The 17,015-nt window shown below is 58.3% G+C and carries 10 protein-coding genes and 1 pseudogene; all 11 read right to left on the bottom strand.

What is annotated here, in order from left to right; genetic code table 11:
- Positions 1 to 741: 741 nt before the first annotated feature.
- Complete coding sequence (locus HY298_21230) at positions 742 to 2,925, bottom strand: S8 family serine peptidase (GenBank protein MBI3852785.1); 2,184 nt, start codon at positions 2,923 to 2,925, stop codon at positions 742 to 744.
- A 521-nt stretch (positions 2,926 to 3,446) separates the two neighbouring features.
- Positions 3,447 to 5,474, bottom strand: coding sequence for an NAD-dependent DNA ligase LigA (ligA, locus tag HY298_21225; protein MBI3852784.1), 2,028 nt, complete (start codon positions 5,472 to 5,474; stop codon positions 3,447 to 3,449).
- Positions 5,475 to 5,639: 165 nt separating this feature from the next.
- The gene (locus HY298_21220) at positions 5,640 to 7,076 is read right to left on the bottom strand and encodes an SBBP repeat-containing protein (protein MBI3852783.1); all 1,437 of its coding nucleotides are present in this window, start codon (positions 7,074 to 7,076) and stop codon (positions 5,640 to 5,642) included.
- A pseudogene (locus HY298_21215) lies at positions 7,065 to 7,229 on the bottom strand (SBBP repeat-containing protein). Before HY298_21215 ends, HY298_21220 begins: the two are co-directional and overlap by 12 nt.
- A gap of 586 nt (positions 7,230 to 7,815) precedes the next feature.
- On the bottom strand, positions 7,816 to 8,472 hold the full coding sequence (locus HY298_21210) for a DUF4375 domain-containing protein (GenBank protein ID MBI3852782.1): 657 nt from the start codon (positions 8,470 to 8,472) through the stop codon (positions 7,816 to 7,818).
- A 51-nt stretch (positions 8,473 to 8,523) separates the two neighbouring features.
- Positions 8,524 to 10,530: an acetate--CoA ligase gene (acs, locus tag HY298_21205; GenBank protein ID MBI3852781.1), complete on the bottom strand. Its 2,007-nt coding sequence runs from the start codon at positions 10,528 to 10,530 to the stop codon at positions 8,524 to 8,526.
- Between the two features lie 144 nt (positions 10,531 to 10,674).
- Positions 10,675 to 11,430, bottom strand: coding sequence for a hypothetical protein (locus HY298_21200; protein ID MBI3852780.1), 756 nt, complete (start codon positions 11,428 to 11,430; stop codon positions 10,675 to 10,677).
- Between the two features lie 164 nt (positions 11,431 to 11,594).
- Positions 11,595 to 12,578 (bottom strand): right-handed parallel beta-helix repeat-containing protein, encoded by a 984-nt coding sequence (locus HY298_21195; GenBank protein MBI3852779.1) that lies wholly within the window; start codon positions 12,576 to 12,578, stop codon positions 11,595 to 11,597.
- A gap of 237 nt (positions 12,579 to 12,815) precedes the next feature.
- Positions 12,816 to 14,150 (bottom strand): hypothetical protein, encoded by a 1,335-nt coding sequence (locus tag HY298_21190; GenBank protein MBI3852778.1) that lies wholly within the window; start codon positions 14,148 to 14,150, stop codon positions 12,816 to 12,818.
- A 34-nt stretch (positions 14,151 to 14,184) separates the two neighbouring features.
- A complete protein-coding gene (locus tag HY298_21185) occupies positions 14,185 to 15,807 on the bottom strand; it encodes a hypothetical protein (GenBank protein ID MBI3852777.1) in 1,623 nt (540 codons plus the stop codon).
- A 19-nt stretch (positions 15,808 to 15,826) separates the two neighbouring features.
- On the bottom strand, positions 15,827 to 16,903 hold the full coding sequence (locus HY298_21180) for a right-handed parallel beta-helix repeat-containing protein (GenBank protein MBI3852776.1): 1,077 nt from the start codon (positions 16,901 to 16,903) through the stop codon (positions 15,827 to 15,829).
- Positions 16,904 to 17,015: the final 112 nt, after the last annotated feature.

Genomic DNA, 17,015 nt, shown 5'->3' with positions numbered 1-17,015 from the left:
AGCACAGGCGGGTCTCCCTGGTTACTGCCTTGGGGCTTCCGCCCATTCCCTCTCCAACCATCGGCGCGACGACCGGGGATCGCCCGGCAGCCAGCGGATTGACGCCCGCCCCGACTGGCTTCGCCTTTCGCTCGAAGGCTCGCCCGCCCACGCCGACCGAATCGAGTTCACGGCGGCTGTCCCACGGGACATCCTGTGTTACGGACTGGTCGTTCTCGTTCCGTTGCTCTCCACCCCGTGTTGCCACGACGCAGTTACGGTTCGATACCGCACGATTCTTCATCGCACAGAGGCGGACTTTCACCGCCCCATCCCAACGCCATCCCAGGCGCACGAGCGCAGCCGCCACGGCTGCTTGTCGGCGCGCCCGCGCGCCGAACCATGATTAATCAGTTCGAGCACCGGCACGCGAAAGCCGACGACGAGGGCGTCGTCGGCTGCGCCCGAGGCGGGCACGCTCCCCAGACAACTGCGTCGTCCTTACCAGGGCTGAAATGTGTGGAATTGCGGAAGTGCGAATAAATTCCGCGCTTTCATTTGATCGGGAGCGACCGGCAGCGAACGCCAAACCGTGCATCACCTTGAAGCGGACTGAAGTCCGCATGCCTTTGCGCCAGCGGCCTGGCCCTGTGGAATGGCGTTCGTAGCTGCCGCAGTAGAGGTCGCGTTTATTCCACGGGGCGAGCCGTGACTCCGTGGGAATTTCCCAACGGCATCGTTCCGGGTTTGAATTGGTATCCGTTACGGCGCCGACGCAGCGCGCAAGGTGGCGGCCAACGCATTCGCGCCGCGCTTCACCCAATGCACAGTGCCACTCGCAATGGGAGAGGGTCCGGTGGAAAAGTTGACCCAGCCAATCACAACTTCATTGCCATGATCGAGGGAAAGATAAAACGGTGAATCGCCGTTCTTTGCCAAAGTGCTGCGTGCGCCGAAGGGGCGTCCGTCGGCCAATTTCCCCCGCACACCAATCGCGCCGCTGGAGCTGATCTTGCTCGCGCCGGCGGCGAGGACACTGGCGCTGGCATCGGTGTTCTCCAAGATCAAGGAACCGGCGCCCGCCTGCGCCGCCGGGTTGAGTTGCGAGTTGAAAACGTTCCGGTCGCCGGCCAACGCCGATGTCCAATTCCCATCCGTCAACGAGCCGGTCACCTGGTCGGTGCCATTCGTCAGATCAACCTGCAGCGTCAGGGTGAGCGGGTTCAATTGCGGGCGGCTCACTGTGACGATCGCGTCGCCGTCCAGGTTGAATTGACCACGAAATCCGCAGCGACTTCCGCCGACCAGCAGTTTGCCGGTGAAGGCGCCCGAAACAGTCACCGTCAATGTGAAATAACCCGCGCTGTCCGGCGTGATGTCGTTGACATTCGCCACCAATCCCGCGTAGCTGCCTTTCACCGCGGGAAACGGGGAGGGGACAAAATTCGCGACGAGCACGAGATTGGGTTGCATAACGAAATTCAGCGTCGGCGAATCCGAATTCATTCCCGCCCAACCGGCGAACAACTGGCCCGCCGCTGGCACGGCTCTGGCGGTGTAAGTCCTGCCGATTTCAAGCAGCTTGCCGTTCAGGTTTGGAGTCACGCTGCCGGCGCCATTTGTTTGCACGGTCAACGGCGCGTTGACCACATAAGTATATGTGATCGTGGAGTCGGATGAAACATTGCCCGCCAGGTCCACGCTGTGAACGAGCACCGTGTTGACGCCGGGAGACAAGGTGATTTGCCCGCTCCAATTGGTGGTTCCCTCCGCCAATTCGGTTGATCCGTTGATCTGCACTTGAACGCCCTGAACGCCGACATCATCTTCGGCAGTTCCAGCCAGAGAAATGAACGGCGAGCTGAGTCGCGCTCCATTCGCCGGCGCTTGCGTGATCGTGACGACGGGCGCGTTTGTGTCACCCGGAGCGGGCGTTGTCGGCGGCGGGGGCGGTTGTGGCGGCAAAGCGCCGGGCAGCGCGCTCGCCGCGACGATGGCATTGAAGGCATTCACCCGACCGTAACCGAATGAAGTATCGTAGCCGGGCAAACCCGCGTCGTCCGCGGTTTGCTGCAAGAGGGAAACAATTTCATCATTCGACAACGAAGGGTTCTCGGACGCGACCAAGGCGGCGATTCCCGCGACGATGGGGCTGGCGAAGGACGTGCCGCGCCACGCGCCGTAGGGATTGTTGGTGTCGCGCTGCGTCGTCCAGATGTTGTCGCCCGGCGCGGACAACGTCACGTAGCTGCCGTAACTTGAAAAGGAGGCGAGCGTATCATTTGGCTCGGTGGCGGAGACCGCGACCACATGCGCGCAAGCGGCGGGGTATTGCGGGGTGGAGTTTGCATTGTTCCCGGCGGCGGCCACCACAACGACGTTGTTGCTCCAGGCAAAACTGATGGCGTCTTGCAACGTGCTGGAAGGCGAATTGCCGGCGACGCTCAGATTGATGACGCTCGCGCCTTGGTCCACGGCGTAGCGGACTCCTTCCGCAATGCTCGAGTAAGTTCCGAAACCGGAAGCATCCAGAATCTTGACCGGCAACACCGTGCAGCCGGGAACCACGCCCGCGACGCCAACACCATTGTTGCCAGCCGCGACAATCGTGCCCGCCACGGCCGTGCCGTGCCCGAAATCATCTGCCGGATCGTTGTCCCCTGAAACAAAATCGTATCCCGGCAGAATGCGTCCGAGGAGGTCCGGATGCGCGCGGTTGACGCCCGAATCGAGGACGGCCACGATCACATTGCTGCGCCCCATCGTGACATCCCAAGCCTGCATCGCCTGGATTTTTGCCAGATGCCACTCGCTGCCGGAAACGACATACGTGTCGTTGGGCACATAAGCGGCCTGTGCGATAAAATCCCGTTCTGCAAACTCAATGTCCGGATTATTCCGCAACCCGGTCAGAAGCGCTTCCGCCTTGTCTTCGGAGACCGCCACGACCTGCACCCGGCCGCGATGGAGTGTCCGGCTGGGCGACGCGCCGTGCCGCTCAAGCAGCGCGACGAAATTGGATTCCGAAAGACTGCCTCTGGGCTTGATCAGAATTTTCCCGGGAACAAATCGGGGTTCCGGTGGCGCTCCGTTTGCGGGGAGGTTGAGGAGGAGTAAAAAAAGAATTTGCGCGAGCCAAAAAAACCTCGCCCACCTTTGCGGAATTAAATTCTTTTGACCCGTGAGATTTTCGGAATTGCACATCTTCGTTTGCACGGAACGCGGCCCGCCGCTCCTTTTGCAAAGCTGCCGATGTGCCAATGCGACCCGGCGTTCCCGCCACGCGGAAACGATGAGTGTGAGTGTCCCAATTTGTGGAAATGAGCTGGAGAGTGTTCGCTTTTGTGCCAGGCACGGGAAGAAAGCGGGCACGAGGCCGCAGGCCTCAACCGGCGCAGGCCGGAGGGTGGGGAATGGTCAAGCTGAGGTTGCCCGGTCGGATCGGAACGGCGTTCTTGCCCAGCAAATCACTTCAGCATCCGCAACAACTCCGCTTCGTCGATGATTTTCACGCCGAGTTTGTGCGCCTTCTCCAATTTCGATCCGGCGTCTTCACCGGCGACGACGTAATGCGTCTTCTTGCTGACGCTGCCGCTGACCTTGCCGCCGCGCGCCTCGATGTTCGCCGTGGCCGCTTCGCGCTTGAGCGTCGGCAGCGTGCCGGTCAGGACGAAGACCTTCCCGGCCAACGGACCGAGCGCGGCGTCCGGGTTGTAAAGCGCCGAACGGAAATTCAGTCCCGCCTTGTCCAGGCGCTCGATCAATTTCCGGTTTCGCGGATCGCCGTGCCATTGGACGAGGCTTTGCGCGATCACTTCACCGACGTCCTCAATCTCCGTCAGTTGATCTGCACTGGCGGCGAACACATCCTCCAGCGTGGCAAAACTGCGACCCAGCGATTTCGCCACGCCCGCGCCGACGTGCAAAATGCCCAGGCCGAACAACACGCGCCACATGTCGCGGGATTTGCTCGCGGCCACGCCGGCCAGAAAATTCTGCGCGGACTTTTCGCCCATCCGTTCAAGACCGGCCAACGCCGGAAGCTTAAGTGAATAAAGGTCGGCGACGTCGCGCGCCAGACCCGCTTTGACGAGTTGCGCCACCAACACTTCGCCGCCGCCCTCGATGTCCAGCGCGCCGCGCGAACACCAATGTTCGATCCGCCCGCGAACCTGCGCCGAACAATCGGGATTCGGACAGCGCCAGACCGAGCCTTCCTCGTCATCCGCGCCGGTTTCTTTGGAAACCCTCGAACCGCATTCAGGACAGCTCTTTGGAAAATGGAAAACGGTCTCCTGGCCGGTTCGTTTCTTCAACACGACGCCAATGACTGCGGGAATCACCTCGCCTGCCTTCTCGATGATGACCGTGTCGCCCACCCGAATGTCTTTGCGACGCAACTCATCCTCGTTGTGCAACGTGGCACGGCTGATGGTGCTGCCGGCGAGAAATACCGGCTCCAATTCCGCCACCGGTGTGAGCGCGCCGGTGCGGCCAACTTGGATCGTGATCGCTTTGAGTTTTGTTTCGCCCTGTTCCGCCGCGTATTTGTACGCCATCGCCCAGCGCGGCGCTTTGGCAGTCGCGCCGGCCCGCTGTTGTTGCGCGAATGAATTGAGTTTGATCACCGCGCCATCCGTCTCGTAGTTGAAGCCGTGACGAATCCTGTCCAGTGCGTCGATGGCCTCAAAGAGTTCTTCCACCGAACGGCACAACCACGTCGGTTCGGGTGTTTTGAAACCGAGCGCCTTGAGCCACGCGAGCAGGTCCGCCTGCGTTTCAGGTCGCGACTGGCCCGCGCCTTCGAGTTGGCCGATGCCATACAGGATGATGTCCAGCGGGCGCCGCGCGACAATCTTCGGATCAAGTTGTTTCAACGAACCGGCGGCGGCGTTGCGCGGATTGGCGAACGTTTCTTCGCCGGCCGTCTGGCGTTCCGCGTTCAATTTTTTGAAACCCGCGAGGGTCAGATAAACTTCACCGCGCGCCTCCAGCACGGCCGGAGCGTCCCTAGCCAGCTTCAACGGAACGCTGCGGATGGTTTTGAGATTCGCCGTGATGTCGTCACCGGTCGTGCCATCGCCGCGCGTAGCGCCGACCTTGAACACGCCCTGTTCGTACCGCAAATTGACGGCGAGGCCGTCCACCTTCGGTTCCACCACCCACTCGAGCTTTTCATTCGGCAAAAGCTTTTGGACGCGATTGACGAATTCGCGCACCTCCTCCTGCGAATAGGTGTTGTCCAGGCTCATCATCGGCACCGCGTGTGGCACGGATTTGAACTCACTCAATGGCGCGCCGCCCACGCGCTGGCTCGGCGAATCGGGCGTGGCGAGTTCGGGAAACTCCCTTTCCAGATCCAGCAGCTCGCGGTAGAGGAGATCATATTCGCGGTCGCTGATTCGCGGTCGCGCCAGCACGTAATAAGCGTGATCGTGGGCGCGCAACTCCTCGCCAAGTCTGGCGTGACGGGCTTTGGCCTGAGCGGCTGTCATCGGGGGATAATATCCAAACTCGATTGGTATTGTGCATCAAAAATCCAGAGGGATGTGCCGCCATCCTGAATCAAGAACGCCACGTTACCTTCAGCAAACTAAACCGATAAGAGCTTGCGCAACGTTTCTCGATGCCCGTCCAACCCGGACGTTGGCAACATCGGGTCACGGATTTTTCAACCGATAAAATCTGTTCCCGACTGAAATATTATTGCTGACAACATTTTGATCGCCGACCAGCACGGGCAGATTGGTCACAGCCGACCAAATGTTGCTTGCGGACAAACTCGGTACGCTTTCGAGTTGGAAGCCGACTTGATTCGTTGGCCAGGAGAGGACGAATTGAGTTCCTGTGCGCGCGACATTCAAGCGTGGCGGGCCGTCGAGCCGTGCGGTGAAACAATCAAACCCTCCAAAGCTGTTCAGAGTTTTACTGTCGAAGCCGGCGGTGCTCGTGAAGAAGCCCGCGGTGCAAACATTACGTTCCGCATCCACGGCGATCCCGTACCCACGATCATAGTCACTGCCGCCCGCCTGCTTGATCCAGATGAGATTGCCTGCGGTGTTGTATCGAGCGACGAATAGATCATCCAGGCCGTTGCTGTTGAGGTTGGTGTTGCCAAATGTGGCGGTGTCGGAGAACCAACCGGTGAAGTAGCAGTCCCCCTGCGCGTCGGTTGCGACTACACCGGTGCCGCTGTCGGCGCCGCCGCCGGTTTCTTGCGCCCAAACCACGTTACCCGCTCCATCATACTTGGCGATGAAGTGGGCCGCGCCGGAATCATTGGTGAGCATGATGCCGCCGAAGTTGGCCGTATCAGAAAATGCACCCGCTACGAAACTATTGCCGGCGGCGTCCACGGCGATGCTGTGACCTTCGTCAACTCCGGTTCCCCCGGCTTGCTTCGCCCAGAGCACATTACCGGTGGAGTCATACTTGGCGACGAAGACGTCGTTGGTCGCCAAGACACCTCCACTGTTGTTTAGTGTGATGTTCCCAAAGGTGGCGGTGGAGCCACCGAAATAACCGGTCACAAGACTGTTCCCCGCCCCGTCCACGGCGATGCCGTAGCCGACATCAAACCCGTTTCCGCTGGCTTGTTTAACCCAGACCAGTTCGCCCGTGGTGTCGTATTTGGCGACGAAGATGTCGAAGTCGCCGCCGATGGTCGTTGTCAGGGTCACCTGGTTGGTGGTGCCGAATGTCCCCACGCCTTGGAAAACGCCGGTAACGTAGCTGTTGCCGGCCGTATCCACGGCGACACTCCGACCGGCGTTGAGGCTGGTTCCGCCGGCTGGTACGGCCCAGAGCAGGTTGCCATCGGTGTCATATTTGGCGATGAAGATGGCCGAGCCACCGAGGTTGTTGAGAGTGTTGGTACCAAAAGTGGCATCGCCGGAGTACGCGCCGGTTACATAACTGTTGCCCGCGCCGTCCACGCCAATCCCAAGCCCGTAGTCGTCGTAGATGTTGTTGCCAGCCTGGTTGACCCAGAGCAGGTTGCCCGCTTGGTCGTATTTGGCGACGAAGATATCGAGACCGCCGCTGCTGGTGATTTTGGTGCTGCCGAAAGAGGCTTCGCCGGAAAAGGAACCGGTCACGTAAATATTTCCCGCGCCGTCCACGGCGATCCCGCGGCAATAATCATTGAAGGCGCTGCCCGCCTGTTCAATCCAGCGGAAGGGCGGCGGCTGGGCGGCTTGCGTGGTTGGCTGAAGGGAAACAGCCAGCGTCAGCCAACCGGCGACCGACAGCGCGTGAGCGAACGGGGAAAAGTTTCTGAATGATGCTTAGTTTGTTTGCATACCAGTATCAGCTCTTGAGAATTGGTTTTGACGCTGGCTACCAACTGGCAACCAGCGTCGTCCTCAACAGACTTGCATTTGCGCCGGAGGATAAAACGAGCGGGCATTGGGCAACACACAGAATTTTTTTATACCCAATGCCCGCGCCTTCCACCCGGAAAGAAATCCACTGGACCGAAATTGTCGGTCAACCCGCTGCGACATGTTATTTCGCGATAGGGAATGCGCTGTTCCCAATTCAAGAGCGGCTGTCATGCCAAGGCTGCATTCTTTCTCTGTGCCGCTTATGACTCAACAACTTCGATATCCTTTTGGTGAAGGCGGAGGGAGGAGAGACCCGTCCGGGTCTTGCAAAATGCACTGTCGGAGGTTGCATTTTGCAAGATGAGTGGCAGTTGAACAGATGAAGGGGCACGCTTTTTCCGTGGCGGCTTTTCTTCGATGCTTTGACAAAACACATGTAATTCGGTTTGGCGACCGGGGTAACTGCTGTGGCGACGTGATTGTGAAGTTCCCCCTGCCGAGCCGAAGGATCTTACCGAAACGAGTCCTTGTGGATTAGAATGTAATTAGCCATCGATTCGGACAGACGACCCTCCAATTCCCGGTAATACTGACTATCCAGCTTGTTCCAGCGTTTACGAATTGGTGCCCGGTCTTCGAACGCAAAGAAAACTTGGTGCGCTTGTTCTGGTTCCGGTGGGAGCATGCCATCGGGAAAAACCGCTGTCGCTTTGCGAAACCACTCGGCGACAGAAGCACATTCAACGGCAAACAGGTCTTCCGCAATCTGAGCGCTTTCCCATCCACGATTGAGGAAGAACTGGTGAAGCCCGCCGTTACCAATCTCCGATTCGAACTTATTGAGTCTCCAAATGATTCTCTCGTGTTCGCTCAAAGCTGAAAGATCCCACGCGCTTTTCTGGTCGTCGTAGCGAACCCTCTCGTCGAATCGTTCGCGAACCTTAAGGGCGACTGTGCCTGGATACTTCGGAATGAAGGACAGGATTTCGTCCATGCTCAGATCATTGCCAGATTTCTTGTTCAGCTCTAGCAATTCAGCTTCGCTCTTTTCGTTCGACGACGTGCCGGGCAATTGCATAGTTTTCGTGATTATCGTGGTGGTGGATTTGCATCCGACGACCAGTACCGAAATGAGTCCAATCACTTTTGCGAATTGAGTTGGTGCCATTCTCAGTAGCTATTCTGTTTGCGATCAAGAGATCCTGGCGGCTCATTCTTGTCACTCCTCGGCCTGACTCAAACGCGCCAGCACATTGAAATCTTCCAAGGTAGTGGTGTCACCTTTGATCTCTGTGCCGGAGGCAATTTGCTTGAGCAGGCGGCGCATGATTTTGCCGGAGCGCGTTTTGGGCAGCGCTTCAGCGAAACGAATGTCATCGGGCTTGGCGACCGGACCGATTTCCTTGGCCACGTGGTTGCGCAATTCATCGCGGATCGCAGGGCTGGCATGGACCCCGCCTTTCAGCGTGACAAAAGCGACGAGCGCCTGACCCTTCAGCTCATCCGGACGGCCGACCACCGCGGCCTCAGCGACTTTCTGATTGCTGACCAGCGCACTCTCCACTTCCGCCGTGCCGATGCGATGACCCGCCACGTTGAGCACGTCATCAATGCGGCCGACGATCCAGAAATACCCGTCCTTGTCCTGCCGGCAACCATCACCGGTGAAATAGCTGCCTTTGACTTCGCGCCAATAAATTTCCTTGTAGCGCTGCGGGTCGCCCCAAATACCGCGTAACATGGCGGGCCATGGTTTGCGGATGACGAGTTTACCTCCGCTGTTGGGCGGCACCGGATTGCCCTTGTCGTCCACCACTTCAGGCAACACGCCGAAGAACGGCAGCGTCGCGGTACCGGGTTTGGTCGGGATTGCTCCGGGCAACGGTGTGATCATGATGCCGCCAGTTTCGGTTTGCCACCACGTATCGACGATGGGACAACGCTTGCCGCCGATTACTTCGTTATACCAGATCCAAGCTTCGGGATTGATCGGTTCACCAACGGTGCCAAGCAAACGCAACGAAGTGAGATCATGTTTCTTGGGCCACTCCGCACCCCACTTCATGAATGCGCGAATGGCGGTGGGCGCCGTGTAGAGAATCGTCACCCCGTATTTTTCCACGATGCGCCAGAAGCGATCCGGCTCAGGAAAATTCGGCGCGCCTTCGTACATCAGACTGGTCGCGCCATTGGCGAGCGGACCGTAAACAACATAGCTATGACCGGTCACCCAGCCGATGTCGGCGGTGCACCAAAAGGTGTCCGTTTCCCGCAAATCGAAAACGTAACGGGTGCTCAGTTTCACATAGACCAGATAACCGCCGGTCGTGTGAAGTATCCCTTTGGGTTTGCCGGTCGACCCGCTGGTGTAAAGGATGAACAACGGCGCTTCGCTGTTCATTTTCTCCGCCGGACAATTGGCGTCCACATATTCCAGTTCACGGTGCCACCAGACATCGCGCCCTTCCTCGATGTGCACTTCATTGAACGCGCGGCGCAAGACGATGACCCTTTCAATCGTTTTGGCCAGCAGATTTCCGTCGGCACCCTTGAGGGTGAGCGCTTCATCGACATTTTTTTTCAACGGCACCACGGCGCCGCGACGAAATCCGCCATCCGAAGTGATCACCATTTTCGCCTGGGAATCATGAATGCGGTCGGCCACGGACTGCGCGCTGAAGCCGCCGAACACGACCGAATGCACAGCGCCGATGCGGGCGCAGGCCAGCATGGCGACGGCGGCCTCCGGCACCATCGGCAGATAAATGATGAGGCGGTCGCCGCGCTTGAGGCCGTTTCGCTTGAGCACGTTGGCGAACTGGCAGACTTCGCGATGGAGTTGTTTGTACGTGATCGTGCGTTCTTCGCCCGTTTTGCCGGGTGCCGCTGGTTCCCCTTCCCAAATGAGCGCGGCCTTATTGGCAGTTGGGGTGTCGAGGTGCCGGTCGAGACAATTATAGCTGACATTGAGCTGGCCACCGACGAACCATTTGGCGAACGGCTCCTTCCATTGCAGCACTTTCTTCCACGGCTTGAACCAGATTAACTCGTTTTTGGCCTGCTGGCCCCAGAACTTTTCCGGCGAGCGGATGGATTCGTTGTAAAGCTTGCGGTAGTGCGCCAGAGACTTGATGTGTGCGCGCTTGGAGAATTCCTTGGGCGGCGGGAAGACGCGTTCCTCTTGCAGATAGGAAGTGATGTTGGTGGGTTTTTCGTTGGCAGGCATAAATGTGTCAGGAATTTTTGTCCGCATTTTAGGGAGGCGCGGCCCAGCGTCAATGAGCGAGTTGGAGTCCAGGCTTTAGCCTGCTTTGGAACCAGGACCACTGCGTCGCGCGGAACAAGCTGAAGCTTGAACTCCAACTCGCGCTCAGGGCGACAACGGCTTGACGGCTTGAATGCGATAGAACCGCATCGGCGCGTTTGTATCGAAGATGTTGCGGGTGGTCGAGACGCCGTCAGGGCTGATCAGACCAAGACCGCTGTCGAACCACGGTGAGGCAATGTTCAAGTTCAGCCGCTCCTGGATGTAGTAGCAGCGCGACAACGCGCTCTTCCAGGTGAGGCTGGTCGGTGATCCACTGGCGTTGGCGGCGATGGCGGTAATGGCCAGGTAATCAGAAAGATCGTTCGGGTTCGTGCCCGCCAAGTATTCGTTCCTGTCCGAAACTCCGTCGCCATCGTAATCACTGACGGCGTTCATCGTCGTCAGGTTGCCGAAATAGGTGTATTCGTACGCGTCGGCAATGCCGTCACCGTCACTGTCAGTTCCAGGCGCAATCGTATCCGTTTGAACGAAGGCGAACGCGTTGCTCAAGCTGATCCAGCCCACGTTCGCGCCGTAAACATACCCACTCAACTTGCCGGTCTTGAGATCAACTTTCGGCGCGCTGTTCGCCTCAAAATTGATCCAGCCGATGTTTGCGCCATAGGCGTAACCGCGCAGATTGCCTAGACCGTCGTGGTTCACGCCAAAATCGCTGGCGGAAAGATTCTGATACTGGATGCCGTTGGTGGGCGTGCCGCCGCCGAGATTGATCCAGCCGACATTGGCGGCGTAGATGAAGCCGGAGCAAACGTATTCGCCGATGACGGCGCCACTGTTGGTGTCCCCTCGCCAATCCATCCAGCCGAGGTTCGCGCCGTAAGCGAATTTGTTGGCGACATTGATCGTGGTCGCGGCCGATGCAGAGGCAATTAACGCCGCCAGCGTGACCAGAGGAGCGAGAGTTTTGATTGTGGTAAACGGTGCTGCTTTCGGAGTGTTCATAATTCGACTCAGCGTTCGCCTTAGTTTTGAAAGTTTGCCCACGGGCTGATGTCTGCGCCGGTTGTGCCGAGCGTGCCTATGGTGGTGATGGTCGGCCCGACCGTGTTTCCCGTGGTGCTGACGCTCAATGTGCAGCCGGTAAAAACATTGCGGATGACCGTGGCCTTGGCATTGGCGGGGACGATGAGGCCGATGAATGCGTTTCTCGTGCAATGGTTCGAATCAATCAATAACCGCTGCACTCCGCCGGGATCAGTGGAGGAAATAACGATTGATGTGCCCCCGGTGTTGGCCACCTGATTGTTCAGCACGGAAATATCCCGGACGGTTCCACCGGTTTGGGCGTTAACATCAATGCCGGTGCTGCCGCCTCCTGAAATCCGGTTGTTGGCAATGGTCACGCCGCCGATGGTTTGACCGGCAAACGCGCTGACCGAAATCGGCAGCATGCACTCGACGAACAAATTGTTGCGAATGACCGCGCCCTGGCAATTTGAACTCAGCCACACGCCCGCGCGCGTGCCGGTGTGCATCTGGATGTCTTCGACCAGCAGGCTGTCCGCTCCGTTGGCACCCATTGCTACCGCGCCGCCAAAGTTTACGAACTTGCCATTTCGGATCGTGACGTTCGTTATCTGGTTGGCTGGATCAATGATAACGCCGTACTTGGTCACGCTCCCGTTGCCTGTAAGGGTGAAGCCGTTCATATCCAAAGTCACGTTGCCGGCTTGGATATGAATGGCGCTGTCGGTCACCGATGCGTTGGTCGTCAAGTAATACGAGCCCGGCGTGGTGACGGTGAACGGCAGGGATGAAATGGGCGTGCGCGGTTCAAGTTGATCAAGCGTTTTCATCGTCGGCGCGGGCGCACCAGGCGGCGTGAGGCTGCCTTGGGCAAATACAGTTAGGAATTGAGAGTTGAGAGTTGAGAGGAACAGCAGAGCGAAAACGAACTGCGACTTAAACGCCGGGACGCACGCCAAAAACCGAGGAGTATATTTCATAGAGTTACCTTTGGCAGCGGATTATTTGTGATGACGGTGTGAGCATGGCAATTCTCTCTGTCCGCTTCAAGCTAGAATTTCCCGCGACTTTCGCCGCGCCAATCCATCCAACCGAGGCTGGCGCCGTAGGCGAATTTGTTGGCGACATTGATCGTGGTCGCGGCCAGAGTTGATAATGCGATGCTGCGAGCAAGAAGCGCGACAAGATGTCATTTCATTGTCTATTCAGGTTCAGGGTTAATAAGCAAAGTTGGCCCACGGATCGGTCGTCGCCACGGTGCTCGCACTGCTGTTCCCATTGACAGCCGCCGTTCCAACTGCTGTGATATCAACGATCGGCCCGTAGCGATTGCTACCCACGATATTGTAATTGGTCGTGTTCAACTTCGCGCTGTTTTTGATGATCAGGTTGCCGGCGGCGCCAATATCAATGCCGCGCGGATTATCGGAAACGTTGTTGCCTTCGATTCGATTGCGCTGGCCGGTCACGTGAATGCCAGCGCCGTCGCCGCCCCCGGTGCCGTTGTTATAGCAGTGATTCTCGCTCACGAAGGAGCTGAAATCTACGGTCATGCCGTCGCCGTGATTCGAGGTGAAGGTGCAGTGGGTAATCTTGCTATACGCGGCCGTGATGCCGGCGCCGGCAAAGTAATTCGGCGTGGGGTTGCCGCTCGTGTTGTTCGATGCATCACATCCCATCAGCGTCGAGTTGTAGGCGACGATCCCACTGGAGCCTCCCGACGCCCGGGTGTTACTGTTCGCAGTGCAATTCAGCAGTGAACACGAATTCGCATAGATCCCGCCCACCGCCGCGTTTTCGCTGGCGTCACAATCATGAAGCGTGGCGCTCGAAGCGAAAATCGCATACGAACCCACGGTGTTCTTGTAAGCATTGCAGCGCGTCAGCACACACCCGCTGCCGGCATTGATGGCGTTGTTGCCGCTGTTGTTCGAAGCAGAGCAATCCAGCAACGTGCTGCCGTTGCCACCGGAGATCGCGTTGTTGCCGGAGCAGTCGTGCGCGACACAGTGGTCGAGCAACCAATTCTGACCGCTGAGAATTCCGTCGGAGGTGCAGTTTGCCACCGAGAGGTTGAGGAGCCTTCCGTCGCGCGCATACGAGTTGCTTACCGACAGAGACACAATGCCGCTGGCAAATCCCGAGATCGAACCATCGCGCAGGCTGGCACGGTGGCTGGTGGCGGGGATGTCAATGCCGTTTCCGCCTGAGCCGGAGGCGCGCGAAATTTCAAAACCCTTCAAGTCAAAGCTCACACCTGCGGCGTTAATCTGGACGCCGTGCGTCTTCGTGACACCGAGGTTCGCGGACAAGTAATACGAACCCGGCTGCGTGATGATGAAGTGATAGTTCGGATCGGTGGTGGTCACCGCTGAGGCAGGGGCATTCTGCAAATCAATCCGGGGCTCGATCTGCGTCAGCGACTTCATCGTGGGCGCGGGCGCGCCGGGCGGCGTGAGGTTGCCTTGGGCGAACACGGTTGTGGGTTGAAGATTGAGGGTTGAGAGCAATAGCAGCACGGTCGCGAGCCGCGTGTTTCGATTCGTTTTCATAGTATAGTTCTTGGTTGTCTTTGGTTTGAGTGTGTCACGGCGATACCGAGCGATAAAAGCGCACGGGGAAGGATGGCGCGTTCGTGTCGGTGAACTGATACACACCACTGGCGTCTGCGGCGGCGCCGCCGAGTGGGGTCCGCACGGTTGGCGGAGCAAGGTTGGTCGCGGCCTGCACTGCGTAGGTCAGATTCGATTGTCCCTGGCCGGTCAGCAACGCAAAGCCGTTGGTCAGGCTGACAATGGATGTGAGGGTGGAAGATGGCGCGCCCAGTGTCGTGGTCAGGGTCACGTCGTCGCCGTCGCCGCCCGCGTAGCTAAAGCGGAAGATGGTCGCGCCGTTGGTGAGCAGCGCGTTCTGCGGCAGGCCGGCGAAGATCCCACTGATGGCGTCGGTGCCGTCGTTGTTGATGATCACGAAAGTGTCGCTGGGCGCGGGTGTGAAGCCGAGTGTCACCGAGAGAGTGGGGTTGTTTAACAGCACAGTACCGTTGACGTTGAGTTGATCGTAGCCAGCTCCCGGAGCCGTGCCATTCAGTTCGACCGGCAACGCGGTGAGAATATCCAGCGCTAAATTGTTACACGTAAGAATTCCGGGACCGTTGTGGCCGGGACTGAGCGTTTTTCCTCCGTTGCCGCCTGCGGTGATGGTTCCGACAGCGCCTTTGCCGCCAACGGTGCCTTGATAAAAAACGATCGCGCTATCCGGTTGGTTGCCGTTCACGATGAGTGTGCCGTTGCTCACGACTGTTGTGCCGGTGTAAGTATTGTTCGAATTCAAAGTGAGTGCCCCCGGTGAACCTTTGCTGAAGCCGTTGGTCCCGGTGATGACCGCGTTGATGATTAATTGGGAGGAGGTGTCGCTCACAATGCGCGCGCCCGCCGAAGCCAGTGTAATCGGGCCGGTCCAGGTGTTTGTGCTGCTGCCGACAGTTCTGAGCGTGCCGGACAGCACCAGCGGTTCGGCGACCGTGATGGAGTTGAGCAAAATCAGCGACGCGCCGTTCGCAACAGTGGTGCTGCTGCTCGTGCTGCCTAATGAGCTCCCGTCGCTGATGTTGATGAATCCTTCGTTCAGTTGAACCGTTCCGGAAAAGGAATTGCTGACGTTCAAAGACACTGTCCCGCTGCCGGTCTTAATCAATCCACCGGTGCCGGTGATTCCGGCGCTGATCGGGGCCAGCGAGGGCGCGGTGACGGCGAACGTCAGGTCTTTTCCACTCGTATCAATCGGTCCAAAGAAGGAGAAGTTCGCGTTTCCGATGCTGACCGTGAAGGTCTGGTTGGAATTCAGAACGAGCGCATTGTTCACCGTGTTTGCCGCGCCCACGTTCGTCGCAATGATGCCGGCGTTGAGAGCGAGGGAACTGCCACCTATCGAGTAATTCGTGCCCGAGAAGATGATCGAGTTGAACGTGGTACCGGGTGCATAGTCGTTGTTGTTGTTGGGATGCGCGGCTCCGCCGGGGAACAGCAAGTCGTCGCCGGCCACTGGCGGGCCGTTGCTCCAATTGTTCGCGGTGGTCCACCGGCTGTCGTTGGCCGCGGCACCGGTCCAGGTACGCAGAGCGGCCTCGGCGCGGGGCGAAAGATTGGCGGAGACGGCGAGGATTCCCAATAACCCAATAACTAAAAGGCGTTGAGTTTTGAGTTTCATAATGGCGAAAGGTTGAGATTCAGTACGAAAAGTTTGCCCAAGGATGATTCGCATTCGTGACGCCGGAGATGTCGTTCGTGCCCGCGACGTTGATGATCGGGCCGAAGCTGTTGCCCGTGCCGGTCAAATAATTATTTGCTCCTGCGCCGCGAACACTGTTGCGAATTACAAAGTTGTTCAACACGCCCGCATTGGTCAGCAGGATGCCTGCGGTCGGATTGCCGACGAGCATGTTTCCATCCAGCGTGTTGCCTGAACTGCCCCCGGCCGCTTCGATGCCTTTGCCTTTCCCATTGCCATCAATGAGGTTGCCGATGACACGACAGTTGTTGAACAGGTACATGCCATCTGCGCTGTTGTTGAAGGCGGTGCAATGGGTCACCGTTGAGTCGCCGGCCAGAAAGCCGAAGGCGTTGTCGTTGGCCACGCAGCCTTCAATGGTGCTGCCATTGCCGCCTTGAATGCCGTTGTAATTGGTCTTCGCGATGCAGTTGACGATGCGCGAGCCGTTCACCGTGATTGCGTAATTCGTAAACGCGCCGGACGTGTTCCCCTCCGCGACGCAATCGGAGATCACCGCGCCGGTGGCCTTCAAGCCGTTCAGAGCATTAGTCAGCAGCCGCAGTTTGGAAAACTCGGCACCCGGCGCGCCGGGTTGAGCATTAATGCCGCTGCCACCCCACCCGGCAACGGTGCCGTTGCGGACCACCAACCCCGCGGCGAGGCCGGCGCCATTCGTGGCATTGATGCCATCCACCGAGCCAGGTACACCAATCAGCGAAAAGCCGTTCAAGTCAAGCGACACTCGGGCCGCGGTGATGCTAATGCCGTGCAGGTTGCTGACGCCCGTGATGTTGCCAGTCAGGTAATACGAGCCCGAGTTTGTGATCTTGAACGCTGAAATGCCATCGCCTGGTGTATTGTTGGAATTCACGCTCGTGCGCGCTTCAATCTGGTCGAGCGACTTCATTGTCTCGCCGGGTGGTCCAGGCGGGGTGAGGCTGCCTTGGGCGAGGACGGTTGAGAGTTGAGAGTTGAGGGTTGAGAGCGAGAACAGCGCCAGCCAGACCGCCCAAGCGGAGAATAAGTTTTTCATAACAGTTACGGCGTTAAAGCTCAGGTAACAATTACATTTTGGAGTAATGTGTTGATACATCATTCATCGGTCCATTCCAAGTCCAAAATCAGCGCCGCCCCCTCGCCAAACC

This window comes from Verrucomicrobiota bacterium, assembly GCA_016200005.1.
Classification (GTDB): domain Bacteria; phylum Verrucomicrobiota; class Verrucomicrobiia; order Limisphaerales; family PALSA-1396; genus PALSA-1396.
Note: the sequence above shows the minus strand (reverse complement) of the source record. Positions and strands in the feature narration are given on the sequence as shown.

Bases quoted from the DNA above. Each gene is read 5' to 3' on its own strand.
- ligA (MBI3852784.1), bottom strand. From the start codon at position 5,474: ATGACAGCCGCTCAGGCCAAAGCCCGTCACGCCAGACTTGGCGAGGAG.
- HY298_21210 (MBI3852782.1), bottom strand. From the start codon at position 8,472: ATGGCACCAACTCAATTCGCAAAAGTGATTGGACTCATTTCGGTACTG.
- acs (MBI3852781.1), bottom strand. From the start codon at position 10,530: ATGCCTGCCAACGAAAAACCCACCAACATCACTTCCTATCTGCAAGAG.
- HY298_21200 (MBI3852780.1), bottom strand. From the start codon at position 11,430: ATGGATTGGCGAGGGGACACCAACAGTGGCGCCGTCATCGGCGAATAC.
- HY298_21195 (MBI3852779.1), bottom strand. From the start codon at position 12,578: ATGAAATATACTCCTCGGTTTTTGGCGTGCGTCCCGGCGTTTAAGTCG.
- HY298_21190 (MBI3852778.1), bottom strand. From the start codon at position 14,150: ATGAAAACGAATCGAAACACGCGGCTCGCGACCGTGCTGCTATTGCTC.
- HY298_21185 (MBI3852777.1), bottom strand. From the start codon at position 15,807: ATGAAACTCAAAACTCAACGCCTTTTAGTTATTGGGTTATTGGGAATC.
- HY298_21180 (MBI3852776.1), bottom strand. From the start codon at position 16,903: ATGAAAAACTTATTCTCCGCTTGGGCGGTCTGGCTGGCGCTGTTCTCG.